Here is a 26,777-nt window from a genome sequence, read left to right as displayed (position 1 = left end):
ACCGTGAGAACGGTGCCGGGGCCACAGCCGTACGTGCGGGGCCGGCCCTCGGGCCGGGGGTCAGGCGGACTTCGCCGGGTCCTTGGCGGGCTCCTTCGCCGGGTCCGTCGGCGGAGTGGCCGGCGGGGTGGCCGCCTCGGCGGCGGTCACCTTGAGGTCCAGGACCAGGGTGACCTTGCCCGGGGTGGTCAGACGCAGGTGGTAGGTGCCCGGTGCGAGGTCCGCGGCCGTGAACAGCTCCGGCAGGACGATCTTGCCGTCGGCGCCGGTCGCGGGGAGCTCCAGGCGGGTGAGCTTCTCGCCCGCCTTGGCACCCTTGAAGTACGGGCCCTTCGCGGTCGCCGGGTCCACCGGGACCCACGCGCCGTCCTTCTTCTCGACCAGTTCGGCGACGACTCCGCTCACGGCGAGCGGCTTGCCCTGCGCGGTGGCGCGGACCTCGACGTCCTTGAAGCTCCTGCCGGCGGCCGCCGACAGCGCGTTCGACCCTTCCGGGCGGGCCAGCAGGTCCACGACCGGCTTCGCCGTGACCGTGCCGGTGAACCCCACCGAGAGCCTGCCGACCTTGTCGTAGGCGGAGGCCCGCAGCGTGAAGGTGCCGGGCTTGGCGCCCGCCTTGAGGCCGGGCGCGGTGGCGATGCCCGACGCGTCCGTCTTGGCCACCAGGGATTCGACGGGGGCCTTCGGGAAGGCGGTACCGCCGGTGGTGTCCGACTCGACCGTGAAGACGACGTCCTGGCCGACGGCGGGCTTGCCGTCGCTGAGGAGCACCTTCACCTTCGGGACCTCGGCGAAGGCCGCTCCGGTCTCGGCCTTGAGCCCCGCGCCGCCGAGCAGCGTCAGCTCCGCCAGGTGGGGTGCGGCGGGCGGTACGGGCTTCTCGGGCTGGGTCACCGGCGGGGTGGTCGGCGGGGTCGTCGGCTTCACCGGCGGAGCCGGCTTGACCGGCGCCTGCGGGGTGATGACCACCGGCGGGGCGGTCCGGCGCGGCGGGGTGGGCAGGGTGCCGGGGGGTGCGGTCGGGTAGTTCCCGACGGGCGGGTTCTCGACTCCGGCGGCGCCGCCGGCCTGGTACTGGCGCATGTAGCCGAGCACGATGTTCACGTACTCGCGCGACCTGTTGTAGCTGAGGATCGCGTCGTCGAGCTTGGCCGCGTTCGTCAGGTCCTTGTCGCCGGCGCACAGGTAGAGGCCCGCGCCGAGCGCCGCGTCGTAGAGGTTGTTCGGGTCGCGCTTGCCGTCGCCGTTGCCGTCGGCTCCCCAGGTCTGCCAGGTGGAGGGGATGAACTGCATCGGGCCGATGGCGCGGTCGTACACGGAGTCCGCGTCCCACTCGCCCCGGTCGGTGTCGCGGATCTCTGCGAAGCCGTTGCCGTCGAGGCGCGGGCCGCGGATCGGCTTCTCGGTGGAGCCGTCGGCCTTCAGGCCGTAGCCGGAGGCGTGCACGGACTCGACCCGGCCGATGCCGGCGAGCAGTTCCCAGGGCAGTTTGCAGTTGGGCAGCGCGGCGGCCACCGACAGCCCGGCACGCTGGTAGGCGTCGAGGGCGGTCGCGGGTATCCCGCTGGTCCCCTCCGGCGCCGCGGAGCCCGCGGGCACCTGCGGGTCGGCGACCTCTCCGGGCAGGTCCAGCCGCGCGTCGCCGCGGTCGGCGGCCTGAGGGCTGTCCGGCGTGGGCTCGGACTCGCCCGCGTCGGCGGTCGACGGGGTGCTCACGACCGCTGCGGTGGTGAGGCTGGCCGCGAGGGCGGCCGTACACAGGACCTTGCGCGAGGTGTTGACGAGGTGACGGTGAAGCGGCTTCACAGTGCGGCGATCCCCCCAGGAGCGCTTAAAAGCGTACGGCCGGTCGGGCCGTGAATATCCACTGTCTATCAGGTATTCGACAGCGACTCGCCGTGCCCCCGGCAGATGTGACCCACCATTCGTCTCGGCTTCGCCGGAACCTCACGGACGGATGGTTCGGGCGGCGCACGCTCCGCCCGAATTATCCATGTCTCAACGGTCTTTGCGCTCAGGATCGCCGACCGCCCGGACTCCGACCTCCACCCACACCGACTTGCCGGGGCCCCGGTCCACCACCCCCCACGCGCGGGCCACGGCCGCCACGAGCAGCAGCCCCCGCCCGCCCTCCGCCGACCACGGGTCGACCGGGGGCGGCTCCGTGGGCGGCGCCGCGTCGCCCCGGGCGTCACTCACCGTCACCCGGACCACGCCGGACCGGGCGTCGTGCTCCAGCAGCAGCTCGAAGTCCCGGCCCGGCACCCGCCCGTGCAGCACGGCGTTGGCGGCCAGCTCCCCCACGACGAGTCCCACGTCGGCGGAGAGCGGCGAGCCGTACGGCGTTCCCCAGAAGACGAGTTGGGCCTGCGCGAGGCAGCGGGCGAGCCGGGCCCCGCGCCGGGTGGAGCTGAGCCGCTGTCGGAAGACCTGTGCCATGTCACTGATTTCGATCGTCACCTCACCGAGCGTGGCCGTCGCGCTCTACGCTTTCCAGTGGTCACGGCGGGACGCAGGTGCGCTGTAGGGACGCCGACGGCCGCGTGTACGGCTCGTACGGATGAGGGCGGTTCAGCGTATGAACGACCTGGCGGACCACGAGGAGCGCCCGGAGCGCCCGGTGGAGGCGGATGGCACGGCCCATCTCTTCCGGGCCCTGGGCAAACAGATCAAGGCCCTGCGCGAGGCGGCTGGCCTGCACCAGAAGGAACTGGCGGCCCGGCTGAACGTCGGCGAGGACCTGATCGGCGCGATCGAGCGTGGCGTACGCACCCCGCAGCCGGACCTGCTGGAGCGGGCGGACAAGGTCCTGGGCGCCCGGGGCGTCCTGCTCGCGGCGATCCCGGAGGTCAAGGAGGCTCAGAAGCGGGTGCGGACGCGGCACCCTGACTGGTTCCGGAGCTACGCGGCGGCCGAAGCGGTGACGCAGGCGCTGCACGAGTACGGCCACCAGGGCGTGCCGGGCCTGCTCCAGACGGAGGCGCACGCGCGGGCGGTTTTCACGCAGCGCCGCCCGCTGCTGGACGAAGCGACCATCGAGAAGCGGGTCCTCGACCGGCTGTCCCGCCAGCACGTCTTCGAGCGGTGGCCCTCGCCCACCGTCAGCTTCGTCCTGGACCAGAACCTGCTGGAGCGCCGGGTCGGCGGCACGGAGGTGCAGCGCGAGCAGCTTCGGCGCTTCCTGCACATCGGCCGGCTGCGCACGGTCGAGCTCCAGGTGATGCCGTACGCGCGGGGCGCCCACGCCGCCATGGACGGTTCCTTCACCCTGCTGCACCCCAAGGGCCGCCAGCAGATCGCCTACCACGAGGCATACGGGCGCCCCCACCTGATCACCGACCCGGTCGAGGTGCGGATCATGAGTGAGCGCTATGGCACGATCCGGGGACAGGCGCTCGCGCCCGACGAGTCCCTCGCCCTGATCGAGAAGACGCTAGGAGAAACCCGATGAACGCCACCGGCCGTGCCTGGTTCAAGAGCAGTTACAGCAGCGGCGAGGGCGGCAACTGCGTGGAAGTGGCCCTGACCTGGCGCAAGTCCAGCTACAGCGGCGGCGAAGGCGGCGAGTGCCTCGAAGTGGCGCTCCCCTGGCACAAGTCGAGCCACAGCGACGGCGAAGGCGGCAACTGCGTCGAGGTCGCGGCCTGCCCGGCCGCCGTCCACGTCCGGGACTCCAAAGTGGCGGCCGGCCCCGAGCTGGCGGTGGCTGCCGACGCCTGGACCGCGTTCCTGGGCGGGGTCACCGGGAGTCGCTGACCGGCGGGTCGAAGCCGTCCGGGAGGGTGGACCAGCGGCCGACCGGCCACGCGATGACCACGGCCCGCCCGACGACGTCGTCGACCGGGACGAAGCCCCGGGTGTGGTCGTCGGTGTGGTAGCGGGAGTCCCGGGAGTTCTGCCGGTGGTCGCCCATCACCCAGATCTTGCCCTCGGGCACGGTGAGCGGGCCGAACGGCGCGTCGTCGCAGGCGGTGTCGCCGGGCCGGATGTACGGCTCGTACAGCTCCTCGCCGTTGACGACGACCGGGCCGCCCTTCTTGCACTCGACGGTGTCCCCGCCGGTCGCGATGGTCCGCTTGATCAGGACCCTCTCGTTCGCGGACGGCATCAGGCCGACCGTGATCAGGACGTGCTGCGCGAGGTTCGGCTGTGCGGTCGGCTGGCCGCGCAGCCACTCCGCGGGGTCGTGGAAGACCACGACCTCGCCGCGCCGGGGCTCGGCGCCGAACCACGACGTCAGCTTGTCGACCACCACCCGGTCGCCGCGCCGGAGGGTGTCGTTCATCGAGTCGGACGGGATCAGGAAGGCTTGCGCCACGAACGTCTTGACCACCAGGGCGAGGACCACCGCGAGCACGAGCATCATCGGCAGCTCCCGCCAGAACGGGCGGCCCGGGCGCACCGCTCCCTCGCCGTCGCCCGCCGTACCGGCGCCGTCCGGCGCCTTATCCCCCACTGCCACGGCGACTTCCTTCCCTGCGGCCGCCGCTGCACGCGCGCGGACCTGGCTCTTCCTGCCCCCGGAGCATCGCAGAGAGCGGCCGCGCGCCCTCACCCGCCGTACAGTTCCTCGATCTCCCGGGCGTACCGCTGGGCGACCGCCGCGCGGCGGAGCTTGAGGGTCGGGGTCAGGGTGCCCGCCGCGATCGAGAACTCCTCCGGAAGGATGTGGAAGGCCCGGATCCGGGCCGGCCGGGAGACCGTCGCGTTGGCCTGCTCGACCGCCGCCTCCACCAGGGCGCGGACCGCCGGATGGGTGGACGGGTCGGCACCCGGGTCCAGGCCCTCGCGGGCCGCCCAGGCCGTGATCTCCTCCGCGTCGAGGGTGATCAGGGCGACCGGGTGCGGGCGGCGGTCGCCGATCATCACCGCCCGGGAGACGTAGCGGGAGCGCTGGACGGCGAACTCGACCTCCGTCGGGGTGAGGTTCTTCCCCGCCGAGGTGATGACCAGCTCCTTCTTGCGGCCGGTGATGCGCAGGAAGCCGTCCCCGTCCAGCTCGCCGAGGTCCCCCGTGTGCAGCCAGCCCTCCGGGTCGAGGGCCTGCGCCGTGGCCGCCGGGTTCGCGTGGTAGCCGGGGAAGACCATCGGGCCCCGCGCCAGGACCTCCCCGTCCGCCCCGATCCGCACCTCGCAGCCCGCGACCGGCCGGCCCACCGTGCCGTACCGCACCGCGCCCGGGTGGTTGAGGGAGACGACCCCGCCCGACTCCGTCATCCCGTACCCCTCGAACACGGCGATCCCGCAGGCCCGCAGGAAGTCCAGGGTCGCCGGAGCGATCGGGGCGCCGCCGGTCAGCGCCCAGGCCAGGCGGCCGCCGAACGCGCCCCGGACCAGGGAGTACAGGGACTTCTCGGCCGCCTCGTGCGCCGCCCGGAGCGATTCGGGCAGCCGGCCCTCCGCCGCGAGCACCCCGATCCGCACCGCCTCCTCGAAGTCCTCCCGGCCGCCCTCGCGGGCCTCCGCCAGCGACAGCACCACCGTGTGCAGCTTCTCGAACAGCCGCGGGACGGAGGGGAGATGGGTGGGCCGTACGACCGCCAGCTCCGACAGGACGTCCTCGATCCGGCCACCGAAGTAGCAGAGTTCCCCACCCTCCAGCAGCGTCGTGAACTGGATCAGCTGGGCCAGCAGGTGCGCCAGCGGCAGGTACAGGTACGTGGAGTTCCCCGGCCCGCCCTCGATCAGCGGGAGCGTCGCGTCCTGGACGGCGCCGAGGTTGCCGTGGGTGAGCCGGCAGCCCTTCGGCAGCCCGGTCGTGCCGGAGGTGTAGACGATCGACGCGTCCGCCCCCGGGGTGACGGCGGCCGCCCGCGCCAGGAGGTCGGCCTCCGGGGCCCGGCGCAGCGACGGCAGCGCGTCCATGAGCACCACCGCCCGCAGCGCCGGCAGCTTCCCCCGCAGTGCCTCGACCCGCTCGCGCTGCGCCTCGTCGTCGCAGACCACCGCGACCGCCTCGGAGTCCGCCAGCACCCAGGCCAGCTCCTCTTCCCCCGCCGTCGGATAGACCGGCACGAGGACGGCGCCGGCCGCCAGCACCCCGAAGTGCGTGTACGTCCACTGCGGCCGGGTCTCCGCCAGTACGGCGACCCGCTCCCCCGCCGCGACCCCCAGCCCGAGCAGCGCGCACCCGACGGCCCGTACCTCCGCGGCCAGTTCGGCGTACGTACGGGTCCGCCACCCGCCGCCCGGCTCCTGGTCCCCGTCCGTGCCCGCCCGCGGCCGGAACCGCAGGGCGGTCCCGGGCCCGTACCGCTCCCCGGTCCACTGGGTGAACTCCGCCAGCGTGCTCGGCCGACCGTCCATCGCATGCCCTCCCGGGGGTTGGTGACCCCCGACGCTAGGCAGGGCGGGCGGCCCGGCGGCATGACCGGAGGCGTCAGCCGTGCTGGCCGCAGCGCTCATCGGGGGCGACGGGTGGTGTCGCGTCCGTATCGCCCCGGGTCCCCGGCGGCTACCGTCGCAGGCATGGGGAGGCGGACGATCACCGTGCACCACGTACGGGCCCTGCTCGCGGGGGCCCGCTCCGGCGGCCTCGACACCGTGCCGCTGCTCCAGGCGGCGCAGATCCCGCCGCTGCTGCTGGGCGACGACCGGGCGCGGATCACGCCCGCGCAGTTCGCCCGGCTGTTCCGGGCGCTGTACCGGGTCACGCAGGACGAGTTCCTCGGCCTGAGCCCGGTGCCCAGCCGCCCCGGAACGTTCGCGATGATGTGCCGCGCCTCGCTCGGCTGCCGGGACCTCGGCTCGGCGACGCGGCGCGCGGCCGACTTCTACGGGCTGTTCCCCGGCGGTCCCGAGCTGGGGCTCGACGTGGTGGACGGTCAGGCCCGGTTCACCGTCCGCAACGACTTCGACCGGGACGAGGAGCGCTTCCTGACCGAATGCGTGCTCGCCATCTGGCACCGGCTGAGCAGCTGGCTCATCGGACGCCGCATCCCGCTCGCGGAGGCCGCCTTCGCCTATCCCCCGCCGCCGCACGCGCAGGAGTACGAGGTCCTCTTCGGCTGCCCGGTCCGCTTCGGCGCGGACCGTACGGGCGCCTCCTTCGACGCCCGCTGGCTCACCGCGCCGCTCGTACGGGACGAGCCCGCGCTCGACGCGATGCTCCGCCGGGCCCCCTTCGACCTGCTGTCCCGGCCGGAGTACGGCACCACGGTCGCGGAGCAGGTGCGCCGGGCCCTGACCCGGCAGCTGCGCACGTCGCCCCGGCTGCCGGGGCTCGGAGAGGTGGCGGCGCGGCTCGCGGTGTCCCCGGCGACGCTCCGGCGCCGGCTCCAGCGGGAGGGGACCTCGTTCCAGGAGCTGAAGGACCACGTCCGGCGGGACGCGGCCATCGCGGGCCTCGCGGAGAGCGGCGAGCCGATCGCGGAACTCGCCGCGCGGCTCGGTTTCTCGGAGGACACGGCCTTCCACCGCGCGTTCCGCCGCTGGACGGGCACGACCCCGGGCGCGTACCGGATCGCCTCGGGCGGCTGACGCCACGCCCTCCCCCGGGGCCCCGGGCCGGCCGCCGTCTTCGGAGCCGCAGGCGCGTCCCGGCCCCGTCCGGCCCGGGTTGGGAGTCCGGGTCAGGAAAGGTGAGCTGCACGGTCAGCGACATGCCGACCGGTCGGTCACTACCTTCGCCTCACCTACCCCCGCACGGACCGTTGGGAGAGCCGCCCATGCGTTTCCGAAACCCCCCGCGTTTGCGCAGCACCGCCCTCGCCGCCGTGGCCGCGATGACCCTGACCGCCTGGGTCCCCGCCGCCGCCACCGCCGCCTCCACCGCCGCCTCCACCGCCGCCTCCGTGCGGGACGGGGCGCCCGGCGACATCGTCAGCAGCGCCCCCTCCGCCTTCCATCCGCTGCCCGGCCAGCCCACCCGTACGAAAGCCTGGAAGATCCACTACCGCTCCACCACGGCCGACGGCGCCCCCAACACCGTCTCCGGCACCGTCATCGTCCCGCAGGACGGCCGCACCGGCCCGCGCCCGCTGATCACGTACGCCGTCGGCACGGTCGGCATGGGCGACTCCTGCGCGCCGAGCAACAACATCCCGCACGGCACCGCCATGGAGGCCAACCTCATCCAGCAGCTCACCCTGCGCGGCTGGGCCGTGGTCGTCACCGACTACGAGGGCCTCGGCACCCCGGGGGTCCACACCTACACGGTCGGCCCCTCCGCCGGGCACGCCGTCCTCGACGCCGCCCGCGCCGCCCAGCGGCTGCCGCAGGCCGGGCTGTCGGCGACCGGCCCGGTCGCCATCATGGGCTACTCCCAGGGCGGCCAGGCCAGCGGCTGGGCCGCCGAGCTGCAGGGCTCGTACGCGCCGGAGCTCCAGGTGAAGGGCACCGCGACCGGCGGTGTGCCCGCCGACCTGCTGAAGGTGGCCGACTTCAACAATGGCTCCTACGGGTCCGGCCTCATCTTCATGGCGGCGGCCGGCCAGGACGCGGCCTTCCCGGAACTGAAGCTGGACTCCTACCTCAACCCGGCGGGCAAGGTGCTGGTCGGCGCGATGAAGGAGAACTGCGTGGCGATCGACGCGATCGCCGGCTCGTTCAAGCGGATCTCCGACCTGACCACGCGCGATCCCCTCGCCCAGCCCGACTGGCAGGCCCGGCTGAACCAGAGCCGGCTGGGCCGCACCGCCCCGGCGGCGCCCGTGTACCAGTACCACGCGCTCGCCGACGAGCTGATCCCGTACGCGGTGGGCAGCCGGCTGCGCTCCGAGTGGTGTGCGCGGGGCGCGAACGTCGAGTTCGACACCATCTGGCTCGGCGAGCACGTCAGTGGCGTGATCACCCAGTCCCCGGCGGTCGCGAACTGGCTGGCGGACCGCTTCGCCGGACGCCCGACGCGCGCCAACTGCTGAGCGCGGCCCGCACCGCGGCCACGCTCCGCAGCGCGGCCACACTCCGCACGGCGGCCACCCGCCGCGGGCCCCGCCGGGTCACTCCCCGGCGGGGCAGGACCGCGTCCCGGACGGCAGCCGGCCGTCGAGCAGGAAGCGGTCGGCGTACTCGCGCACGCAGGGCGAGGTGAGGTAGCCGGTGTGCCCGTCGCCCTTGTGGTCCAGGACCACGGCCGAGCCGAGCCGCCGCGCGGTCTCCTCCGTCCACTCGTACGGGGTCGCCGGATCGCCCCGGGTCCCGACGAGCAGCATGCGCGGGGCGCCGGGGCGGTCGATCCTGCGGATGAAGTCGGTACCGGCGGGACGGCCGTAGCAGGCCAGTACGGTCATCAGCAGGCGCGGCCCGAAGATCCGCGACACCTTTTCGAACTCGGGCCGCAGGGCCAGCAGTTCCTTCTCGATGAGCGCCGGGCCGGCCTTGTCGTTCGACCGGTCGGGGTCATCGGCGCAGTTCACGGCGGCGAGCGCGGCGTCGGCGTTGTCGGCGGGCACCGCCCCGGGGCCCTGCGGCTCCTCCCAGCCCCCGGCACCGTCCCCGTCCCCTTCCCCGTCCCCTTCCCCGTCCTCGCCACCGTCGTCGGAGGGCCCCGTCGGGCCGCCGAGCTGGAGCAGCCCGACCGGGTCGGCGTGCTCCTCGGCCAGCTTCAGCGCGTCGGCCAGCGCGGGCCAGGCGTGCGGCGAGTAGAGGGCGGCGCCGATCGAGCCGGCCACGTCCTGGCCCGTCACGTACGAACCGTCGCCGCCGATGAGCGGCCGCCGGTCGAGCCGCGCCACGAGGTCGTCGACCTGCTCCTTGGCGCTGCGGGTGTTGGTCCCGTACACGCAGCCGGGCTGGCGGGCGCACCAGGACAGGAAGCGGTCCAGGGCGCGCTGCTGGCCGCGTGCCGTGGCCAGGGCCTGTTCGGCCAGCGGCTCGGACAGGGTGTCCACCCCGTCGAGGACCATGCGGCCGGTGCTCTTCGGGAACTGCGCGGCGTAGACGGCGCCGAGCCGGGTGCCGTAGGAGAAGCCGAGGTAGTTGAGCTTCGCGTCGCCCAGCGCCCGGCGCACCAGGTCCAGGTCCCGGGCGACGTGCACGGTCCCGACGTACGGGAGGACCGGCCCGGAGGCCAGCTCGCAGCGCTTGGCCACGGCCCGCAGCGCGGCCAGCTGCGCGGCGGCGTCGGCGGCCGCTTCCGCACCGGTCTCCTGGGAGCCCGCGCAGGAGACGGGCGCGCTGTGGCCGACTCCGCGCGGGTCGAACGCGACGAGGTCGTACCGTTCCCCGAGCTTCGCGAAGGCCCCGGGGTCGGCGGCGAGCCCGGCGATGCCCGGGGCGCCCGGTCCGCCGAAGTTCAGCAGCAGGGAGCCGAGGTGCTTCCCGCGGCCGGTGGCGGGGAGGCGGGCCAGGGCCACCGTGACGGTCCCCTTGGCGGGAGCCGCGTGGTCCAGCGGCACGTCGATGGTCCCGCACCGCATCGCGGCGGGGACGCGGCGCTCGGGGCACGCCCCCCAGCGGACGCGCTGGCCGTGGGAGCGGGTCTGCGGTTCGCCCCGGGCGGCGGCGCCGACAGGATCCGGCGCAGGGGCGGGGGCGGGGGCGGCCGGAGCGGTGCCCAGCGAGGCCAGGACCAGCGCGCAGGCCGCGGCGGCGGTTCGGGAACGGGGCACTGCACCCTCCTCGGGCGGCCCCCCGGACCGGTCAGCCCACCATAAGCGCGCCCCGCCGGCCCCGCCCCCGCAGCGCACCCACGGCCCACGGCGGCCCGGCGGGGCAGCCCGCCCGGCGCGGCCCGACGCGGGGGCCCGACGCGGCGGCCCGGCGCGACGGAGCGGCCCGTACGGCTCACCCCTCGCGCGGGCCCCGGTACAGCTCGTCGATCTGGCGGCCGTAGTCGCGCGTGATCGCGCCCCGCTTGAGCTTCATGGACGGGGTCAGGTGACCGCCCTCCTCCGTGAAGTCCCCCGGCAGGACGGTGAAGCGGCGGATCGACTCGGCCCGCGACACCAGGCTGTTCGCCTCGTCCACGGCCCGTTGGAGGTCGGCCCGCAGTTCCTCGTCCTGAACCAGGATCCGCAGCGGCACCTCCTGCTTCTTGTGCATCTGGCGCCAGTGCAGCAACCCGTCGGGCTCCAGCGTGATCAGCGCGGTGACATACGGCCGGTTGTCGCCGACCACCAGGCACTGGCCGACCAGCGGGTGGGCCCGCAGCCAGTCCTCCAGCGGCGCCGGGGCCACGTTCTTGCCGCCGGAGGTGATGATCAGGTCCTTCTTGCGGCCGGTGATGGTGAGGTAGCCGTCGTCGTCCAGCTCCCCGATGTCGCCGGTGGGCAGCCAGGTGTGGGGCGGCACCGCGTGCCCGGAGTTCCAGTACCCGGCGAACACGTGGCGCCCGCCGAGCAGCACCTCCCCGTCGTCGGCGATCCGTACGGCCGTGCCCGGCAGGGGCCAGCCCACCGTGCCGAGGCGGGGCCGCAGCGGCGGGGTGACCGTGCTGGCGCCGGTCGTCTCGGTGAGCCCGTAGCCCTCGAAGACCTCGACGCCGGCGCCGGTGTAGAACGCGGCGAGGCGGCGGCCCAGTGGGGATCCGCCGCTGAGGACGTACTTCACGCGGCCGCCGAGCGCGGCCCGGACCCGGCGGTAGACGAGCGGCTCGTACAGGGCGCGGGCGGCGCGCAGCCCGAGTCCGGGGGCCTTGCCCTCGACCAGCTCGCCGAAGCTCTGCGCGATCTTGGAGGCCCGGTCGAAGGAGGCGGCCCGGCCCATCTTCTCGGCGGTGGCGCGGGCGGTGTTGTAGACCTTCTCCAGGACGTAGGGGATGGCCAGGAGGAAGGTCGGGCGGAAGCCGCCGAGGTCGGCGAGGAGGTCCTCGGTGCGGATGCTGGGCGCGTGCCCGAGTTTGACGCGGGCCCGCATGCAGCCGACGGCGACCATCCGTCCGAAGACGTGGCTGAGCGGCAGGAAGAGGAGGGTGGAGGCGGGGTCGTCGCTGACCGACTTGAAGACGGGGTGCAGCAGCTCGACCGAGTTGTCGACCTCGGCGAAGAAGTTGGCGTGGGTGATCACGCAGCCCTTCGGCTGCCCGGTGGTGCCCGAGGTGTAGATGAGGGTGGCGACGGAGTCGGGCGTACGGGCGGCCCGCCGCGCGTGCACCAGGGCGTCGGGCAGGTGCTCCCCGGCCTTGACCAGGCGGGCGACGGCTCCGGTGTCGAACTCCCACAGGTGTTGCAGCCAGGGCAGGTTGCCGCGCTCGGAGCTGATGATGCGAGCCTGCGCGGTGTCCTCGACGGCGCAGGCGACGGCGCCGGAGTCCTGGATGATCCAGCGGGCCTGGAGGGCGGAGGAGGTGGGGTAGATCGGGACGGTGACCAGTCCGGCGGCCCATCCGGCGAAGTCGAGGAGGGTCCACTCGTAGGTCGTGCGGGCCATGATGGCGAGCCGGTCGCCCTCGCGCAGGCCCTCGGCGATCAGGCCCTTGGCGACGGCGAGCACCTCGGCCGCGAACTCGGCGGCCGAGATGTCCCACCAGCGGCCGTCGCGGTCCTTGCGCGCGAGCACCGCCTCGCCGGGGGCCTCGCGGGCATTGTCGAAGGGGATGTCCCCCAGGGAACCGCGGTCCGGTACGGGGGCCAGCGCGGGCACCCGTACCTCGCGCACCCTTCCGCCGATCACGGTCTTGACGGGCTCCACCAGCTTGGGTACGGCTTCCACTGCGCGGTCTCCTCGGCCGGGGGTACCACCCAGCGGCGGCTGGGGGAGGGAGTTACCGCCGGTAATTTACGCACCGGTAACCCCCCGTGAACAGCCCTCGGAGCCTTTCTTCACCACGGGACCACCCGGAGCGCACGCGGGCCGCACGGGGAATCCGCACGAGTCCCGCGCGGCCCTCACGCGGCGGAGTCCGCCGCCTCCTCGGGACAGTCCCGGCAGCGGCCGGGCCGGGGCGCCCGGAAGGCCCGCTCGCAGCCGTCGCAGTTCTGCATCGGGTCGGGCCGCGCGGCCGACGGGCCGGCCGGCCGCGGCCCCAGCCGTGGCGGGACCTGCGTCGCGAGCCGGTGCGCGATGAGCCCCGCCGGGCTGCGCAGGTCGGCGGGCAGATCCCCGGCGAGCACGTGCCGTACGGCTTCCGGCTCGGCACCGCGCTCCAGCCAGACCGCCACCCCCGGCGCGAGCCGCCGGACCTGCCGCTCGGGCAGCAGCAGCCGGTGGTCGTCCTCGCGCAGCCGGGCCAGCAGCTCGACGGCGGCCTGGCGCAGCGCGGCGCCGGGCGACTCCGGGGCCACGGGGCCCGGTTCGGGCTCGGGACCGGGGTCGGAAACGGGCCCGGGATCGGACTCCGGCCCGGGACACGGCTCCGGCTCCGGCTCGGAGGCGTACCCGGGCTCGCACTCGGGCCAGGGCTCGAAGTCCGGCCGCGCCGGGGGCTCGGCCACCGGCTCCGGCTCGGGCTCTGGCCGGGACGGCCGTACGACGACCTCGCGGCGCTTCGCCGGAGGCGAGGGCGGGGACGAGGGTGGGCGCTCCGGGAGGCCCGGGCGGGTGGTTCGGGGCTGGTTGTAGGACACCGTACGGGTGACCACCTGCCCGCTCGCCAGCCGCACGCGGCTGCGCTCCAGGTACCCGTGCGCCTCCAACTCCCGCAGCGCGGAGGCGATCCGTACCTCGCCCTCCGGGAACCGGTCCGTGAGCCGCTTGATGCCGACCTTGGCGCCGGTCGGCAGCGACTGGATGTACAGCGCGAGGCCCCTCGCCGTCAGCGACAGCGCACGGTGCTGGGCCAGGTGGTTGCCGACCACCGTGAACTGCTCGGTGTGCCGTGCCTTGACGTGGACGATGCCGCCCGGTGCGGGGACCCCGGCACGTTCCCGGGACGAGGCGCGCGAGGGCGCGCTAAGCTGCTTCAGAGCCATGTGGAAGGTCTTGCTTCCTACTTGGTCAGGCCCTCGCCCGGGATGCCAGTCCCGCCGGGGGCCGTCTCATGTCTGACGTTGTGGGCCGAGCATATGCCCGGCAACCATCCGTAAATCCAGCCCAGTTGGCACAGTTCACCCGTGTGAGTTACGGGGGGCTGGTGGGGTGGGGTGGGTTGGTTTCAGCTCCCGTGATGACAAGGGGTTACGTCGGGACCGCCCGGGTCGCACTGGGCCACGACCCGGTGTTCCGGCCCTCCGGCCAGGTCCACCTCGGCCCACACCACTTTGCCCGGCGGCAGCCCCCGGTCCACCCCCCACCGGTCCGCGAGCGCGTCCACCAGCAGCAGTCCCCGCCCGCCCTCCGCGCCCTCGTCCGCGTCGCGGAGACCCGGGACCCGGTCACCGCGGGTGTCGGCCACCTCGATCCGCAGCACGCCGTCGCCCAGGGTGAGCCCGATCCGGAAGTCCCGCCCGGGCACCCGCCCGTGGGTCACGGCGTTGGCGGCCAGCTCGGCCACGATGAGCGCCGGGGCGTCCGGCGGCAAGCCCCAGGCAGCGAGCTTCTCGACGGCGAGACGGCGGGCCTGCCGGGCCCCGCGGGGGGTGGCGGCGAGTCGGGCGCCGAACGCGTCGGCGGAGTCCCAGATCTGAGTGTTCACATCACGCAGCGTGGCCGGACCCCCCTACCGTGAGGGGCGGCAACTCCCCTGCGTCCGGCCTTTGTCCGGCGCTTGTCCCGCGCTGTCCGGGCTGTCCGGAAGCCCTCCGGGCACAGGGCGCGGAGAGAACTTCGGCACGTCGGAGGTGGGCGCGCGTGAGCGTGGACAGGGACGGTACGGACGACGCGGGCTGGGACGTCGACCCCGAGGACGAACAGGGCGCGGCGGTCCTGGCCGCCCTGGGGCGCCAGCTCCGCGCGTGGCGCGAGACGGCGGGCCTGCGGACGGCCGAGTTCGGCACGGCGATCGGGTACGGCGAGGACCTCGTCCGCAAGGTCGAGGCGGGCAAGCGGATCCCCCGCCCCGAGTACCTGGACAGGGCGGACGAGGTACTCCGGGCGGGCGGCCGCATCGCCGCCATGAAGACGGACGCCGAGCAGATCCGCTACCCGAAGAAGATCCGCGCCCTGGCGAAGCTGGAGGGGCGGGCGGTCGAGATCGGCGTGTACAGCACGCACGTCATACACGGGCTGCTGCAAACGCCAGAGCACGCCCGAGCCCTCTTCGAGATGCGGCAGCCCTCCTATTCGGAGGACGAGGTCGAGCGGTACACGGCTGCCCGCATGGCCCGGCAGTCCGTGTTCCATCGGACGCCCGCTCCGGCCATCAGCTTCGTCCACGAGGCGTCCGCCCTGTGCCGCCCCATCGGCGGCACAACGGTCTGGCGTCGCCAGCTGGAACATCTGCTGGAGCTGGCGCAGTTGCGCAATGTGGCTCTCCAGATCATGCCGACGAGCCGCGAGGCGCACGCCGGGATGGACGGCGGCATCGAGATCCTCAAGTTCGGGGACGGCACGGCCGTGGGACGCTCGGAAGGAGCCTTCAACGGGCGCCCGGTCTCCGACCCGAAGCAGCTTCGGATCCTCGAACTGCGCTATGGCATCATCCGGGCTGAGGCTCTCACGCCGCGGGAGTCGCTGGGCTTCGTCAAGGAACTGCTGGGAGAGACATGATCGGCAATCCCGAGATCGGCTGGTTCAAGAGCAGCTACAGCAGCGGCAGCGAAGGTGACTCCTGCGTCGAGGTGGCCGCCGACGGGTCCGGCCCCGGGGCCGTCCGCGTCCGGGACTCCAAGGACGTCCGGCTCCCCCACCTCACCGTCGCCCCCTCCGCCTGGGCCCGGTTCGTGGCGCACGCCTGCGGCCGCTGACCCCCGCCGGGGCGGCGCCGGTACGCCGACAGCCCCCGCCCGGACGGGGGCGGGGGCCGCGACGGGTGCGGGGCGGGGCCGGTCAGACGGTGGCCGGGACCTTCTCCGCCGGGGCGTCCTGCGCGGTGGCGGCCGGGTCCTGCGCCGGCTCCGGCTCGGGCTCGTCCAGGGAGGAGGCCGAGGCCGAGGCGTACGCCTCCTTGTCCAGGATCCCTTCGCGGGCCGAGACGATGACCGGGACCAGGGCCTGGCCGGCCACGTTGGTGGCGGTGCGGATCATGTCGAGGATCGGGTCGATCGCCAGCAGCAGGCCGACGCCCGCCAGCGGCAGGCCGAGGGTGGAGAGGGTCAGGGTCAGCATGACCGTGGCGCCCGTCAGACCGGCCGTCGCGGCCGAGCCGATCACCGAGACGAAGGCGATGAGCAGGTACTCCTTGATGCCCAGCTGCACGTCGAAGATCTGCGCGATGAAGATCGCGGCGAGCGCCGGGTAGATCGCGGCGCAGCCGTCCATCTTCGTGGTGGCGCCGAACGGGACGGCGAAGGAGGCGTACTCCTTCGGGACGCCGAGGCGCTCGGTGACCTTCTGGGTGACCGGCATGGTGCCGACCGAGGAGCGGGAGACGAACGCCAGCTGGATGGCCGGCCAGGCACCCTTGTAGAACTGGAGCGGGCTGACCTTGGCGACGGTGGCGAGCAGCAGCGGGTAGACGCCGAACATCACGAGGGCGCAGCCGATGTAGACGTCGGCGGTGAAGGTCGCGTACTTGCCGATCAGGTCCCAGCCGTACGTGGCGATGGCGGTGCCGATGAGGCCGATGGTGCCGATCGGGGCGAGGCGGATGACCCACCACAGGGCCTTCTGGAGCAGCTCCAGGACGGATTCGGCGAGGTCGAGGACCGGCTTGGCCTTGCCGCCCAGCTGGAGGGCGGCGATGCCGGCGACGACGGCCAGGAAGACGATCTGGAGGACCTTCAGCTCGGTGAACGGCGTGATGATGTCCGTCGGCACGATCCCGGTCAGGAAGTCGATCCAGGAGCCCGTCCGCTTCGGCTCCTTGCCGTCGGCGGCGGTGAGGCCGGTGCCGGAGCCCGGGTCGGTCAGCAGGCCGATGCCGATGCCGATCGCGACCGAGATCAGCGAGGTGATCATGAACCAGAGGAGCGTGCGGGAGGCGAGCCGGGCGGCGTTGTTCACCTTCCGGAGGTTGGTGATCGACACCAGGATCGCGAAGAAGACGAGCGGGGCGACCGCCAGCTTCAGCAGCTGGACGAACAGGTCGCCGGTCTTCTCCAGGGTGGTGCCGAGCCAGCTGATGTCCTGACTGCGGGCGAGCCAGCCGAACAGCACGCCGAGCACGAGGCCGGCGATGATCTGGGCCCAGAAGGGAAACTTGAACGAAGCCTTGGCGGGAGCCTGGGCCTGGGGGGTCGCGGACACGGACACTCTCCGGGGGGGGGACGCACAACGAACTGGTGGGATGGGTTCTGCGGTGGCGGCAGCCGGAAAAGGGCCGGCCGGGACCGCTGCTGTACCGATTCGGCTCAGCGGGGAGCGGTCGTCAGCGACAACGGCAACAGGCCGCGGACGCGCGGCGGCAGAGGTCGACGTGCAGGCGCGCCACGAGCGGAACGCTCATGGTCATCGGGTGCGCAGCTGGGGTCGACATGTTGAACACGCTAACACTTACGCTTTGAGAATCTCAAAGGCGTTCTTTGGGCCGGCGGCGCACAGGAACCCCGCACACCGGCCGGGGGAACGCGAAAGCCCCAGCGTTACGGGCGGTATACCCGGTGCTGGGGCGGTTCGGTGTGTGATGAAGCCAACGGCGGGAGCTACGAGTTCACGCGTGCCGCGTCGTCCGCCAGGTCCTCCTGGCTGCGGTTCGAGGCGAGCTTCTCCTTCGCACCCGCGACGCGTCCGGAGATCTGATCGGACATCTCGTCGCGCTGCTTGCGCAGGAGGACGAAGGAGAGCGGGGCGGAGATCACGAGGGCGAGCAGCACGATCCAGGCGAAGTTGGCGTCGCCGATCGAGGAGGGCACCCAGCCGAGGCGGACGAGGCCCGCGACGGCGACGAGGCATCCGACGAAGATGCCCAGGCGCATCGCGGTGTAGCGGATCGTTGCGCTCGGCTTGAGGGACACGGTGACCCCTTCTCTCTCGTCGTCCTGCGTCGGGATGTGCCCGTCCAGTGAAGCACGCCCGCCCTGCGCACAGGGCCGCCGGGGGTCCGGTCCCACCGCGCGTCAGCGCAGCGGCAGCAGCATCGTGATGTCGTCACGGTCGTCGCCCGGCGCGACCCGGATGGCCTCGGGGACGCGGCCGACCTCCTTGTAGCCACAGGAGGCGTAGAAGCGCTCCAGGCCGTAGCCGCCCCGGCAGCCGAGGCGGATCGCGTCGATGCCCCCGATGGAGCGGGCCGCCGTCTCGACGGCGGCCATCAGGTCGCGGCCGTACCCCCGGCCCTGGAGGCGGGGGTCGACCATCACCGTGTACGCCCACACCCAGTGGAGCTGGAGCCGGTGCGTGTTGTGCGTGAGGAACGCGGTGGCCGCGAGCCGCCCGTCGGCGTCGTGGCCGACCACCAGTCGGCTGCCCCCGTCGGCCACCGAGGCGAGCTGCCCGATCAGCGCGGGGCGGATGTCGTCCACCGCGACCGGGGGGACGAATCCGACGGCGCCGCCCGCGTTGGTGACGTCGGCCCACAGCTCCAGGATGCCGTCACGCAGAACCGTTCCGATGACCGGATCCAGGGTGAAAGTAAGGGTCATCCACGCATTCTATTCATTACATTCCGCCGCGTCCACGCACCAATGGAGCAAGCCCCGGCCGTGACGGCCGGGGCTTGCCAGGTGGAGCGGAGGTGCGGCGGGGTGCGAGCACCCCGTGCGGACGCGTCAGACGCGCATGGCCTGCGGGGTCTCGCGCAGACCCTCGACCGGACCGGGGTACTCGCGGATGATCTCGTAGCGCGTATTGCGCTCGACCGGGCGGAAGCCGGCCTCCCGGATCAGCTCCAGCAGGTCCTCGCGGCCCAGCTTGTTCGGGGTGCCGTAGTTGTCCGCGTCGTGCGTGATCTTGTACTCGACGACCGAGCCGTCCATGTCGTCCGCGCCGTGCTGGAGGGCCAGCTGCGCGGTCTGCACGCCGTGCATCACCCAGAAGACCTTCACGTGCGGCACGTTGTCGAAGAGCAGCCGCGAGACCGCGAACGTCTTCAGTGCCTCCGCGCCGGTCGCCATCGTCGTCCGTGCCTGGAGCTTGTTGCGGACCTTGCCGTCCTGCATGTCCACGAAGTCGTGCTGGTAGCGCAGCGGGATGAAGACCTGGAAGCCGCCGGTCTCGTCCTGGAGCTCGCGCAGCCGCAGCACGTGGTCCACGCGGTGGCGCGGCTCCTCGATGTGCCCGTACAGCATCGTCGAGGGCGTCTTGAGCCCCTTGGAGTGCGCGAGGCGGTGGATGCGCGACCAGTCTTCCCAGTGGGTGCGGTGGTCGACGATGTGCTGGCGGACCTCCCAGTCGAAGATCTCCGCGCCGCCGCCGGTGAGGGACTCCAGACCCGCTTCGATCAGCTCGTCCAGGATGTCGGAGGCCGACATGCCGGAGATCGTCTCGAAGTGGTGGATCTCGGTGGCGGTGAACGCCTTCAGCGAGACGTTCGGCAGCGCCTTCTTCAGCTCCGACAGCGAGCGCGGGTAGTAGCGCCACGGCAGGTTCGGGTGCAGGCCGTTGACGATGTGCAGCTCGGTGAGGTTGTCGTTCTCCATGGCCTTGGCCAGGCGCACGGCCTCCTCGATGCGCATCGTGTACGCGTCCTTCTCGCCCGGCTTGCGCTGGAACGAGCAGTACGCGCACGACGCCGTGCACACGTTCGTCATGTTGAGGTGGCGGTTGACGTTGAAGTGGACGACGTCGCCGTTCTTCCGCGTCCGCACCTCGTGGGCGAGGCCGCCGAGCCAGGCCAGGTCGTCCGACTCGTAGAGGGCGATACCGTCCTCACGCGTCAGCCGCTCGCCGGAGCGGACCTTCTCCTCCAGCTCGCGCTTGAGCCCAGCGTCCATGCCGGTCGCCCGCCTTCCTCTGTGTCCCGCAGCCCTGTCCCGCTGCTGCCTCCTGCTGCCTGCAACCGCGACCAACCGTACTCTCAGGCTTCCTCGGGAAGTTCCCCGACCCGGTTCTCCCACTTCGTGGAGAGCACGATGGTCGTCCGGGTGCGCGAGACGCCCTTGGTCCCCGAGAGCCTGCGGATGATCTTCTCCAGACCGTCCACGTCGTTGGCGCGCACCTTCAGCATGAAGGAGTCGTCGCCCGCGATGAACCAGCAGTCCTCGATCTCGGCGAGGTCCTTGAGCCGGCGCGCCACGTCCTCGTGGTCGGCGGCGTCGGAGAGCGAGATGCCGATCAGCGCCGTGACGCCGAGGCCCAGCTCGGCGGCGGCCACGGTCGCGCGGTAGCCGGTGATGACACCGGCCGTCTCCAGCCGGTTGATGCGGTCGGTGACGCTGGGGCCGGAGAGGCCCACGAGACGGCCCAGCTCCGCGTACGAGGCACGACCGTTCTCGCGAAGTGCCTGGATGAGCTGCCTATCCACCGTGTCCATTTACGTGGAGCCTTCCATTATTCGGCGATCCTGCAAGTCTAGGTATAGAATCTAAGGCATGCAGGGTCAACACCCTGCGAATCTTTCAACTGATCAATGACGATCTTCAGGAGTGGTTCACCGTGTACACGATCGAGATGGCCTACGCACACATGCGACAGCTGCAGGAGCTGGCCAACCGATCCCGTGCCCACCAGCCCGCCGCCGCGCACCGCGTGGACAAGACCCGCACGCCGCGGAGCGCCAAGAAGTCCTAGCCCCCACCGCTCGCCTCCCGGGAGGCGGAGCCCCCACCGAGCTCCCCCTCCCACCGGCGGTACAGCCCGTGCGGCACCCCCGCCGCGTCGAGCACCCGCCCCGCGACGAAGTCCACCAGATCCTGGATGTGCGTCGCACCCGCGTAGAACGCCGGAGAGGCGGGCAGCACGACCGCGCCCGCCTCGTCCAGCGCCACCAGGTGCTTGAGCGTCTGCCCGTTCAGCGGGGTCTCCCGCACCGCGACCACCAGCCGGCGCCGCTCCTTGAGCGTCACGCTCGCCACCCGCTGGAGCAGGTCCTTCGACAGCCCCAGCGCCACCCCCGCCACGCACGCCGTGGACGCGGGCACGATCAGCATCCCCTTGACCGGGTACGAGCCCGAGCTCGGGCCGGCCGCCAGGTCCCCGGCGCCCCAGTACCGCACGCCGTCGAGCGGTACGTCCTGGAAGGTGCCCGGCTTGCCGTCGGCCCCCCGGGCCAGCCACTGCGCCAGATCGTCCCGCCAGCGCGCGTCCCGGAACGCGATCCCGGTCTCGTCCAGCAGCGTCAGCCGCGAGGCCCGGCTCACCACCAGGTCGACGTCCTCCCCGGCCGCGAGCAGCCCGCGGAGCACGGACGCCGCGTACGGCGTCCCCGACGCCCCGGAGACCCCGACCACCCACGGGGTGCGCTTGCGCTCAGTCATACCTCCGAGACTATCCGGCCATTGCGAGCGGGCACTCGTTAAGGTGTCCCAGACGTTCCAGGGGGTGGGACGGTACGAGGGAGCGCACGTGAGCACCACGCTGGAACGGCACGGGACGCGCGGCGAGAGGGCCAAGGCCGCCGCGATGCTGATGGTCGGCCTGACCGCCCTGCTCTGGCTGATCGAAGGGGTCGACGTGGTCACCGGCCACGCGCTGGACCCCTACGGCGTCAGGCCCCGCGACCCCGACCACCTGATCGGCATCGTCGCCCACCCGTTCCTGCACTTCGGTTTCGGCCACGTGGCGTCCAACAGCTTCCCGCTGCTGGTCCTCGGCTTCGTCACCGCGCTCAGCGGGATCCGGCGCTTCCTCGCCGTGAGCGGGCTGGTCTGCCTCGCCGTCGGCGCGGGCTCCTGGCTGGTCGCCCCGCCCCACACCCTCGGCGCCGGCGCCTCCGGCCTGGTCTTCGGCCTCTTCGGGTACGTCGTCGTGCGCGGTTTCGTCGAGCGCAGCGCGCTGGGCATCGCCGTGGGCCTGGCCGCGGCCGCCTACTGGGGCGGCTCGTTCCTCCTCGGCGTGATGCCGACGGACTCCGGGGTCGGCTGGTACGCCCACCTCATCGGCCTCGTCGCGGGCGTCCTGACGGCGCTGTACTTCCGCCGGCCCGCCCGGCCTATACCGACAGGCCCCTGACCACGAGGTCGAGCAGGGCGCACACGAAGAGCGCGATCCCGATGAAGCCGTTGACCGTGAAGAAGGCCCGGTTCAGACGGGACAGGTCGTGCGGCTTCACGATGGTGTGCTCGTAGAGGAACGCCGCGACGACGACCACGAGACCGGCCCAGAAGAACGCGCCCGCGCCGGTCGCCAGGGCGTACCAGACGAGCAGGGCCGTGGTCACGACGTGCGCGCCCCGGGCGCCCCAGAGGGCGGCGGGGACACCGAAGCGGGCGGGGACGGACTTGACGCCCTCCGCGCGGTCCGCGGCCACGTCCTGGCAGGCGAAGATCAGGTCGAAGCCGCCGATCCACACGCCCACCGCGAGACCCAGGATCACCGCGTCGCCCGACCACTCGCCGGTGACGGCGAGCCAGGCCCCGACCGGGCCCATCGCCTGGGCCAGGCCCAGGATGGCGTGCGGGAAATTCGTGAACCGCTTGCCGTACGGGTAGATCACCATCGGGATCACCGCGACGGGCGCCAGCGCCAGACAGAGCGGGTTCAGCAGCGCGGCGGAGCCGAGGAACACGGCGAGCGCGATCCCGGCCCCGGTCCAGGCGGACCGCACCGACACCGCGCCGGTGACCAGCTCGCGGCCGGCGGTGCGCGGATTGCGGGCGTCGATCTCGCGGTCGATGATCCGGTTGGCGGCCATCGCGAAGGTCCGCAGGCCCACCATGCACACCGTGACCAGCAGCAGCGTGACCCAGTGCACGGTCCCGTCGAGCTGGAACATGGCGGTCAGCGCGGCGATGTAGGCGAAGGGCAGCGCGAAGACCGAGTGCTCGATCATCACGAGCCGCAGGAAAGCCTTGACCTTCCCGGTGGCCTCCGGCGCGGGACTGCCCTGCCCGACGATGCCGTCGGCGGTCGTCATCACAGGCTCCGGCGGAACTGTTCGAGTTCGGCGCGCAGGTCGGCGAGTGCCGTCGGGCCGATCTCCACGTCCAGCGGCGCCGCCCCGTCGGCCCCGGGCGGGGTGACGCGGGCCAGGAAGGCGAAGCCCTCGCCCGCCGGGCGGCCGTCGAGGCGGAGCAGGCCGTGCCCGTCCACCGCGAGTTCGACCGTGAACTCGGCCTCCGGGTCGGCGGTCGCCGCCAGCAGGCGCTGCGCGAAGGCGGCCGCGTCGGCGTCGGCGAGTTCCGGCAGGGCGACCTCCCGGCCCTCGCCGTCGGTCCGGTCGGCGATCAGCTGCCACAGGTCCGAGGGGCCGGCGAACTCCTCGGGCGTCACGCCCGCCCGCTCCGCCGCCTCCCGCACGCCCTGCTGCGCCGGGTCGATCTCGGGGCGCACCAGGGCCACGCAGGGCGTGTCACTGCCGATGAACAGGGCGGGTCCGCCCACGGCGATCGGGCTCACAGTCCGTACTCCGGTTCATCCCCGCAGCGGCGGGGAGCAGACGCCCGCGCCCTGTCCGCGTCCATCCTGGCTGAGCGGCTCACAGGCCGTACTCCTTCCAACGTCGTGTCACCCGTTCGGCCGTCTCCGGGTCGGACTCGACCATGTCGGGCCAGCCGCCGTCGCGGGTGTAGCCCTCCTCGGGCAGCTTCTTCGTGGCGTCGATGCCCGCCTTGCCGCCCCAGAACTGCTGGTAGGAGGCATGGTCGAGGTGGTCCACCGGGCCCTCGACGACGGTGAGGTCGCGGGAGTAGTCGGTGTTCCCGAGCGCCCGCCAGGACACCTCGTGCAGGTCGTGGACGTCGCAGTCCTTGTCCACCACGATGATCAGCTTCGTCAGCGACATCATGTGCGCGCCCCAGACGGCGTGCATGACCTTCTGCGCGTGCTTCGGGTACTTCTTGTCGATCGAGACGATCGCGCAGTTGTGGAATCCGCCCGACTCCGGCAGGTGGTAGTCCACGATGTCCGGCACGATGATCTTCAGCAGGGGCAGGAAGAACCGCTCGGTCGCGCGGCCCAGCGGGCCGTCCTCGGTCGGCGGCCGGCCCACGACGATCGACTGGATCAGCGGCCGCTTGCGCATCGTCACGCAGTCGATCGTCAGCGCCGGGAAGGGCTCCTGCGGGGTGTAGAAGCCGGTGTGGTCGCCGAAGGGGCCCTCGGGGAGGGTCTCCCCCGGTTCCAGCCAGCCTTCGATGACGACCTCGGCGTGGGCCGGGACCTGGAGCGGGACCGTCTTGCAGTCCACCATCTCGATCCGCTTGCCCGCGACGAACCCGGCGAAGAGGTACTCGTCGATGTCCCCCGGCAGCGGCGCGGTGGACGCGTACGTCACGGCGGGCGGGCAGCCGAAGGCGATCGCGACCGGCAGCCGCTCGCCGCGCGCTGCGGCGACCGCGTAGTGGTTGCGGCTGTCCTTGTGGATCTGCCAGTGCATGCCGATGGTGCGCTTGTCGTGGCGCTGGAGGCGGTAGAGCCCGAGGTTGCGCACGCCCGTCTCGGGGTGCTTGGTGTGCGTCAGGCCGAGGTTGAAGAAGGAGCCGCCGTCCTTGGGCCAGGTGAAGAGGGCCGGCAGCAGGTCCAGGTCCACGTCGTCCCCGGTGAGGACGACCTCCTGGACGGGCGCGGAGTCGCCCTTCACCTTCTTCGGCGGCACGTGGATCATCGAGCCCAGCTTGCCGAATGCCTCGCGGACCCCGATGAAGCCCTGCGGCAGCTCCGGCTTCAGCAGGCCGCCGATCTTCTCGCTGATCTCGGCGTACGACTTCAGGCCGAGGGCCTTGAGCAGCCGGCGGTCCGTCCCGAAGACGTTCATGGCCAGCGGCATCGCCGAGCCCTTGACGTTCTCGAAGAGCAGGGCGGGCCCGCCCGCCTTGTTCACCCGGTCGACGATCTCGCCGATTTCCAGGTACGGATCGACTTCGGCCTTGATGCGCTTGAGGTCGCCCTCCCGCTCCAGAGCCCGGAGCAGCGAGCGGAGATCGTCGTAAGCCATAGGGGCCAGTATCCGTCACCAACTACCCTGGAGGCGTCACCGGGGCCCGACGCGGGCCCACCGCCACTGCCTGGGAGTCGGTCCCACACCGTGCTGCGCTATCTGCCGTTCCTGCTGATCATCGCGCTGACCATCTACACCTTCATCGACTGCCTGAACACGCCGGAGGAGGAGGTCAAGCACCTCCCGAAGGTGGTCTGGGTGATCATCATCCTGCTGTTCTCCATCGTCGGGCCGGTGGTGTGGCTGTTCGCGGGCAAGAAGCGGGCCGCGGTCGGCGGCGGTGGTTTCGGCGGCGGCCGGGCGCGCCGGGCCCAGTGGGTGGCGCCCGACGACAATCCGGAGTTCCTGAAGTCCCTGCGGGACGAGCAGGACGAGCAGGACGAGAAGCGGGACCGGGACGAGAAGCGGGACAAGGACTAGCCGTCTCCCGGCCGGGTGGCGTCCGGTTCACCACCAGTACGCGGGGTAGCGCGGCGCCGACGGGCGGATGCGGGAGGCCGTGTACTCGGTGAGGACGAGCAGGGCCCCCGCTCCGAGCAGCAGCGGCACGAACGCGGCCGGGCCGGGGGCCTGCAGGACGATCACCACCGGTGTGGCGCAGGCCGGCGAGTGCGGTGCGCGGGCGGCCACGGTGAGCGCCAGGGTCAGGGCCGCCGCCACCGCGGCCGCCCAGGCGCTGCCGCCGGCGGTGTGCAGGACGGCGTACCCGGTCGCGGCGCCGAGCAGGTGCCCCAGCAGGACGCTCCGCGGCTGGGCGAACGGGAGCGTCGGGGCGCCGTGCACGAGGGCGGCGCTGGCCGCCAACGGCGGTATCAGCACCGGCTCGCGCAGGACGGCGCCGAGCGCGGCCAGCGCGAGCAGCGCGGTGGCGGCGGCGCTGACGGTGTGGAACGCCGCCCCCGCGGAGGGCCGCGCCGGGGCATGCCCTGCGCCCGCGGACGCAGGGCGTGCAGCCGCGGCGGGCGGCGCGGTGCGTACGGCCGCGGCGGGCGGCGCGGTGCGTACGGCGGAACCTGACACGGGACCTGACACGGGACCGGACGCGGAACCCGACATGGCGGCCTCTCCGGGCGGACGGCTCCCGCCCGGCGGATGCGCCGCCCGGCGGAGGCACCGCCCGGCGGGCGGGTCCGCCGACGCTAGCCGCCCCCGGTTACGCGCCGGCCGGTCGCACTCCGGCCGGGCCCGCTCCAGCCGGAGTGGCCGCGACCGGGCCGTCCTCGACCAGGCCCACCACGTGCGCGGTGATCATCTCGGTGATGGTGTCGACGACCGGGGCGCCCGCCGGCCCCCCGTCGTCGCCCAGCACGAGCAGGCTCAGCGTGAACCCGTCGGTCATGGCCGCGAGGTAGCGGGCCAGCACCGGCACCGGGACGGTGAGGTCGAACGCCGCGGTGCCGCGCAGCCGCTCGATGAGTTCGGCGTACGTCTCCCCGTACAGCTCGTACTGGCGCCGGGCCAGGTGCCCGAAGCCGGGCTGGCGCAGGGCGTACTGGGTGAGCTCGTAGGTCAGCATGTGCTCGCCCGGGTGGGCGCGCACGTGGTCCCAGTAAGCCTCGAAGCCCGCCCGGATGGTCTCGCGCAGGGTGGGGCGGGGCCGGATCGCCTCCTTGACCACCGTCACGTAGTGGTCGGTGATGGCGGTGATGACGGACTCGAAGAGGGCCTGCTTGGAGTCGAAGCAGTAGTGGAAGACGCTCAGCGAGACGCCCGCCTCCGCGGAGATGGACCGGGTCGTCGCCCGGGCGACCCCGTCGCGGGTCATCACGCGGATCGCCGCCTCCGTCAGCTGGCGGCGCCGCTCGGGCAACGGCGTGCGTGCCATGCGGTCCCTTCGGTGGAAGCGGGCCGGGTCCGGCCGGGGCGGTGGCCTGGACGGCCTTGCGGAAGTGGTTCTCGATCCGGCCGCGCTTGGCGAAGGGCTCGGTGTTGTAGTCGTCCTGGATGT

Annotated in this window: 29 protein-coding genes; 9 read left to right on the top strand and 20 right to left on the bottom strand. The window is 72.9% G+C overall.

The genetic code is table 11. The features are described from left to right. Positions 1 to 60: 60 nt before the first annotated feature. Both ABT106_RS20950 and ABT106_RS20945 read right to left on the bottom strand, forming a co-directional pair. Positions 61 to 1,806 (bottom strand): lytic transglycosylase domain-containing protein, encoded by a 1,746-nt coding sequence (locus ABT106_RS20950; RefSeq protein WP_351279462.1) that lies wholly within the window; start codon positions 1,804 to 1,806, stop codon positions 61 to 63. A 192-nt stretch (positions 1,807 to 1,998) separates the two neighbouring features. Continuing rightward, positions 1,999 to 2,439 (bottom strand): ATP-binding protein, encoded by a 441-nt coding sequence (locus ABT106_RS20945; protein WP_351279474.1) that lies wholly within the window; start codon positions 2,437 to 2,439, stop codon positions 1,999 to 2,001. Between the two features lie 139 nt (positions 2,440 to 2,578). Between ABT106_RS20945 and ABT106_RS20940 the strand changes: the two genes are divergently transcribed. Both ABT106_RS20940 and ABT106_RS20935 read left to right on the top strand, forming a co-directional pair. Next, the gene (locus ABT106_RS20940; protein WP_351279459.1) at positions 2,579 to 3,451 is read left to right on the top strand and encodes a helix-turn-helix domain-containing protein; all 873 of its coding nucleotides are present in this window, start codon (positions 2,579 to 2,581) and stop codon (positions 3,449 to 3,451) included. Continuing rightward, positions 3,448 to 3,756 carry a DUF397 domain-containing protein gene (locus ABT106_RS20935; protein WP_351279457.1) on the top strand — a complete coding sequence of 103 codons (309 nt, stop codon included), beginning with the start codon at positions 3,448 to 3,450 and terminating at the stop codon, positions 3,754 to 3,756. Before ABT106_RS20940 ends, ABT106_RS20935 begins: the two co-directional genes overlap by 4 nt. Here ABT106_RS20935 and lepB read toward each other — a convergent pair. After that, positions 3,740 to 4,456, bottom strand: coding sequence for a signal peptidase I (lepB, locus tag ABT106_RS20930; protein WP_502979442.1), 717 nt, complete (start codon positions 4,454 to 4,456; stop codon positions 3,740 to 3,742). The two genes, ABT106_RS20935 and lepB, sit on opposite strands and share 17 nt — an antisense overlap. 95 nt (positions 4,457 to 4,551) lie before the next feature. Continuing rightward, positions 4,552 to 6,306 (bottom strand): AMP-dependent synthetase/ligase, encoded by a 1,755-nt coding sequence (locus tag ABT106_RS20925; RefSeq protein ID WP_351279455.1) that lies wholly within the window; start codon positions 6,304 to 6,306, stop codon positions 4,552 to 4,554. Between the two features lie 162 nt (positions 6,307 to 6,468). Here ABT106_RS20925 and ABT106_RS20920 point away from each other — a divergent pair, with 162 nt between their 5' ends. Together ABT106_RS20920 and ABT106_RS20915 are read left to right on the top strand one after the other, a co-directional pair. Next, positions 6,469 to 7,479, top strand: coding sequence for an AraC family transcriptional regulator (locus tag ABT106_RS20920; RefSeq protein ID WP_351279452.1), 1,011 nt, complete (start codon positions 6,469 to 6,471; stop codon positions 7,477 to 7,479). Positions 7,480 to 7,667: 188 nt separating this feature from the next. Further along, positions 7,668 to 8,861 (top strand): lipase family protein, encoded by a 1,194-nt coding sequence (locus ABT106_RS20915; protein ID WP_351279450.1) that lies wholly within the window; start codon positions 7,668 to 7,670, stop codon positions 8,859 to 8,861. A gap of 78 nt (positions 8,862 to 8,939) precedes the next feature. Here the strand turns inward: ABT106_RS20915 and ABT106_RS20910 are convergent, their stop codons facing one another. The 4 genes from ABT106_RS20910 to ABT106_RS20895 form a co-directional block, all read right to left on the bottom strand. After that, positions 8,940 to 10,550 carry an alpha/beta hydrolase gene (locus tag ABT106_RS20910; RefSeq protein ID WP_351279448.1) on the bottom strand — a complete coding sequence of 537 codons (1,611 nt, stop codon included), beginning with the start codon at positions 10,548 to 10,550 and terminating at the stop codon, positions 8,940 to 8,942. Positions 10,551 to 10,725: 175 nt separating this feature from the next. After that, on the bottom strand, positions 10,726 to 12,624 hold the full coding sequence (locus ABT106_RS20905) for an AMP-dependent synthetase/ligase (protein WP_502979441.1): 1,899 nt from the start codon (positions 12,622 to 12,624) through the stop codon (positions 10,726 to 10,728). A gap of 143 nt (positions 12,625 to 12,767) precedes the next feature. Continuing rightward, the gene (locus tag ABT106_RS20900; RefSeq protein ID WP_351279443.1) at positions 12,768 to 13,790 is read right to left on the bottom strand and encodes a helix-turn-helix domain-containing protein; all 1,023 of its coding nucleotides are present in this window, start codon (positions 13,788 to 13,790) and stop codon (positions 12,768 to 12,770) included. 182 nt (positions 13,791 to 13,972) lie between these two features. Further along, on the bottom strand, positions 13,973 to 14,452 hold the full coding sequence (locus ABT106_RS20895) for an ATP-binding protein (RefSeq protein WP_502979439.1): 480 nt from the start codon (positions 14,450 to 14,452) through the stop codon (positions 13,973 to 13,975). Between the two features lie 155 nt (positions 14,453 to 14,607). Here ABT106_RS20895 and ABT106_RS20890 point away from each other — a divergent pair, with 155 nt between their 5' ends. Together ABT106_RS20890 and ABT106_RS20885 are read left to right on the top strand one after the other, a co-directional pair. Beyond that, positions 14,608 to 15,465 carry a helix-turn-helix domain-containing protein gene (locus ABT106_RS20890; RefSeq protein WP_351279440.1) on the top strand — a complete coding sequence of 286 codons (858 nt, stop codon included), beginning with the start codon at positions 14,608 to 14,610 and terminating at the stop codon, positions 15,463 to 15,465. Then, on the top strand, positions 15,462 to 15,662 hold the full coding sequence (locus ABT106_RS20885) for a DUF397 domain-containing protein (RefSeq protein ID WP_351279437.1): 201 nt from the start codon (positions 15,462 to 15,464) through the stop codon (positions 15,660 to 15,662). Before ABT106_RS20890 ends, ABT106_RS20885 begins: the two co-directional genes overlap by 4 nt. An 82-nt stretch (positions 15,663 to 15,744) precedes the next feature. Here the strand turns inward: ABT106_RS20885 and ABT106_RS20880 are convergent, their stop codons facing one another. The 6 genes from ABT106_RS20880 to ABT106_RS20855 all read right to left on the bottom strand — a co-directional run bounded on the left by ABT106_RS20880 (position 15,745) and on the right by ABT106_RS20855 (position 20,266). Beyond that, positions 15,745 to 17,109: a dicarboxylate/amino acid:cation symporter gene (locus tag ABT106_RS20880; RefSeq protein ID WP_351279435.1), complete on the bottom strand. Its 1,365-nt coding sequence runs from the start codon at positions 17,107 to 17,109 to the stop codon at positions 15,745 to 15,747. Positions 17,110 to 17,224: 115 nt separating this feature from the next. After that, a complete protein-coding gene (locus tag ABT106_RS20875; protein ID WP_502979440.1) occupies positions 17,225 to 17,308 on the bottom strand; it encodes a putative leader peptide in 84 nt (27 codons plus the stop codon). Positions 17,309 to 17,498: 190 nt separating this feature from the next. Next, on the bottom strand, positions 17,499 to 17,771 hold the full coding sequence (locus ABT106_RS20870) for a DUF4229 domain-containing protein (protein ID WP_351279467.1): 273 nt from the start codon (positions 17,769 to 17,771) through the stop codon (positions 17,499 to 17,501). Positions 17,772 to 17,912: 141 nt separating this feature from the next. Continuing rightward, positions 17,913 to 18,437: a GNAT family N-acetyltransferase gene (locus ABT106_RS20865; protein WP_351279432.1), complete on the bottom strand. Its 525-nt coding sequence runs from the start codon at positions 18,435 to 18,437 to the stop codon at positions 17,913 to 17,915. Between the two features lie 126 nt (positions 18,438 to 18,563). Further along, positions 18,564 to 19,727, bottom strand: coding sequence for an aminofutalosine synthase MqnE (gene mqnE / locus ABT106_RS20860; protein WP_267724010.1), 1,164 nt, complete (start codon positions 19,725 to 19,727; stop codon positions 18,564 to 18,566). Positions 19,728 to 19,810: 83 nt separating this feature from the next. Then, on the bottom strand, positions 19,811 to 20,266 hold the full coding sequence (locus ABT106_RS20855; RefSeq protein WP_267724008.1) for an Lrp/AsnC family transcriptional regulator: 456 nt from the start codon (positions 20,264 to 20,266) through the stop codon (positions 19,811 to 19,813). A gap of 122 nt (positions 20,267 to 20,388) precedes the next feature. On the opposite strand from ABT106_RS20855, the gene ABT106_RS20850 reads away from it, so the two are divergent. Next, positions 20,389 to 20,523, top strand: a complete 135-nt coding sequence (locus ABT106_RS20850; RefSeq protein WP_351279477.1) for a hypothetical protein — start codon at positions 20,389 to 20,391, stop codon at positions 20,521 to 20,523. On the opposite strand, the gene ABT106_RS20845 is transcribed toward ABT106_RS20850, so the two are convergent. Beyond that, entirely contained in the window at positions 20,520 to 21,209 is a 690-nt protein-coding gene (locus ABT106_RS20845; RefSeq protein WP_351279428.1) for a UbiX family flavin prenyltransferase, read from the bottom strand. The genes ABT106_RS20850 and ABT106_RS20845 overlap by 4 nt on opposite strands. A 145-nt stretch (positions 21,210 to 21,354) precedes the next feature. Here ABT106_RS20845 and ABT106_RS20840 point away from each other — a divergent pair, with 145 nt between their 5' ends. Continuing rightward, complete coding sequence (locus ABT106_RS20840; protein WP_351279464.1) at positions 21,355 to 21,903, top strand: rhomboid family intramembrane serine protease; 549 nt, start codon at positions 21,355 to 21,357, stop codon at positions 21,901 to 21,903. Here the strand turns inward: ABT106_RS20840 and mqnP are convergent. The 3 genes from mqnP to ABT106_RS20825 form a co-directional block, all read right to left on the bottom strand. Beyond that, a complete protein-coding gene (gene mqnP / locus ABT106_RS20835) occupies positions 21,884 to 22,807 on the bottom strand; it encodes a menaquinone biosynthesis prenyltransferase MqnP (protein WP_351279425.1) in 924 nt (307 codons plus the stop codon). The two genes, ABT106_RS20840 and mqnP, sit on opposite strands and share 20 nt — an antisense overlap. Continuing rightward, positions 22,807 to 23,289, bottom strand: coding sequence for a hypothetical protein (locus tag ABT106_RS20830; RefSeq protein WP_351279423.1), 483 nt, complete (start codon positions 23,287 to 23,289; stop codon positions 22,807 to 22,809). The genes mqnP and ABT106_RS20830 overlap by 1 nt, the downstream gene beginning before the upstream one ends. Positions 23,290 to 23,368: 79 nt before the next feature. Next, positions 23,369 to 24,826, bottom strand: a complete 1,458-nt coding sequence (locus ABT106_RS20825; RefSeq protein ID WP_351279422.1) for a menaquinone biosynthesis decarboxylase — start codon at positions 24,824 to 24,826, stop codon at positions 23,369 to 23,371. 90 nt (positions 24,827 to 24,916) lie between these two features. Here ABT106_RS20825 and ABT106_RS20820 point away from each other — a divergent pair, with 90 nt between their 5' ends. Then, positions 24,917 to 25,249, top strand: coding sequence for a PLD nuclease N-terminal domain-containing protein (locus ABT106_RS20820; protein ID WP_351279419.1), 333 nt, complete (start codon positions 24,917 to 24,919; stop codon positions 25,247 to 25,249). A gap of 27 nt (positions 25,250 to 25,276) precedes the next feature. On the opposite strand, the gene ABT106_RS20815 is transcribed toward ABT106_RS20820, so the two are convergent. Both ABT106_RS20815 and ABT106_RS20810 read right to left on the bottom strand, forming a co-directional pair. Continuing rightward, positions 25,277 to 25,849: an HPP family protein gene (locus ABT106_RS20815; protein WP_351279417.1), complete on the bottom strand. Its 573-nt coding sequence runs from the start codon at positions 25,847 to 25,849 to the stop codon at positions 25,277 to 25,279. Positions 25,850 to 25,982: 133 nt separating this feature from the next. Continuing rightward, a complete protein-coding gene (locus ABT106_RS20810) occupies positions 25,983 to 26,654 on the bottom strand; it encodes a TetR/AcrR family transcriptional regulator (protein WP_351279414.1) in 672 nt (223 codons plus the stop codon). Between the last annotated feature and the right edge of the window lie 123 nt (positions 26,655 to 26,777).

This window comes from Streptomyces sp. NPDC002044 (assembly GCF_040296725.1).
Classification (GTDB): domain Bacteria; phylum Actinomycetota; class Actinomycetes; order Streptomycetales; family Streptomycetaceae; genus Streptomyces; species Streptomyces antarcticus.
The sequence above is the reverse complement of the archived record's forward strand: the minus strand, read 5'-3'. Positions and strand labels throughout refer to the sequence as shown.

Excerpts from the sequence above, each read along its gene's own strand:
- ABT106_RS20810 (WP_351279414.1), bottom strand. The coding sequence starts at position 26,654 with ATGGCACGCACGCCGTTGCCCGAGCGGCGCCGCCAGCTGACGGAGGCG.
- ABT106_RS20920 (WP_351279452.1), top strand. The coding sequence starts at position 6,469 with ATGGGGAGGCGGACGATCACCGTGCACCACGTACGGGCCCTGCTCGCG.
- ABT106_RS20900 (WP_351279443.1), bottom strand. The coding sequence starts at position 13,790 with ATGGCTCTGAAGCAGCTTAGCGCGCCCTCGCGCGCCTCGTCCCGGGAA.
- ABT106_RS20935 (WP_351279457.1), top strand. The coding sequence starts at position 3,448 with ATGAACGCCACCGGCCGTGCCTGGTTCAAGAGCAGTTACAGCAGCGGC.
- mqnP (WP_351279425.1), bottom strand. The coding sequence starts at position 22,807 with ATGACGACCGCCGACGGCATCGTCGGGCAGGGCAGTCCCGCGCCGGAG.
- ABT106_RS20840 (WP_351279464.1), top strand. The coding sequence starts at position 21,355 with ATGCTGATGGTCGGCCTGACCGCCCTGCTCTGGCTGATCGAAGGGGTC.
- ABT106_RS20945 (WP_351279474.1), bottom strand. The coding sequence starts at position 2,439 with ATGGCACAGGTCTTCCGACAGCGGCTCAGCTCCACCCGGCGCGGGGCC.
- ABT106_RS20940 (WP_351279459.1), top strand. The coding sequence starts at position 2,579 with ATGAACGACCTGGCGGACCACGAGGAGCGCCCGGAGCGCCCGGTGGAG.
- mqnE (WP_267724010.1), bottom strand. The coding sequence starts at position 19,727 with ATGGACGCTGGGCTCAAGCGCGAGCTGGAGGAGAAGGTCCGCTCCGGC.
- ABT106_RS20825 (WP_351279422.1), bottom strand. The coding sequence starts at position 24,826 with ATGGCTTACGACGATCTCCGCTCGCTGCTCCGGGCTCTGGAGCGGGAG.
- ABT106_RS20865 (WP_351279432.1), bottom strand. The coding sequence starts at position 18,437 with ATGACCCTTACTTTCACCCTGGATCCGGTCATCGGAACGGTTCTGCGT.
- ABT106_RS20875 (WP_502979440.1), bottom strand. The coding sequence starts at position 17,308 with ATGACCATGAGCGTTCCGCTCGTGGCGCGCCTGCACGTCGACCTCTGC.
- ABT106_RS20885 (WP_351279437.1), top strand. The coding sequence starts at position 15,462 with ATGATCGGCAATCCCGAGATCGGCTGGTTCAAGAGCAGCTACAGCAGC.
- ABT106_RS20915 (WP_351279450.1), top strand. The coding sequence starts at position 7,668 with ATGCGTTTCCGAAACCCCCCGCGTTTGCGCAGCACCGCCCTCGCCGCC.
- ABT106_RS20855 (WP_267724008.1), bottom strand. The coding sequence starts at position 20,266 with ATGGACACGGTGGATAGGCAGCTCATCCAGGCACTTCGCGAGAACGGT.
- ABT106_RS20870 (WP_351279467.1), bottom strand. The coding sequence starts at position 17,771 with ATGCGCCTGGGCATCTTCGTCGGATGCCTCGTCGCCGTCGCGGGCCTC.
- ABT106_RS20845 (WP_351279428.1), bottom strand. The coding sequence starts at position 21,209 with ATGACTGAGCGCAAGCGCACCCCGTGGGTGGTCGGGGTCTCCGGGGCG.
- ABT106_RS20925 (WP_351279455.1), bottom strand. The coding sequence starts at position 6,306 with ATGGACGGTCGGCCGAGCACGCTGGCGGAGTTCACCCAGTGGACCGGG.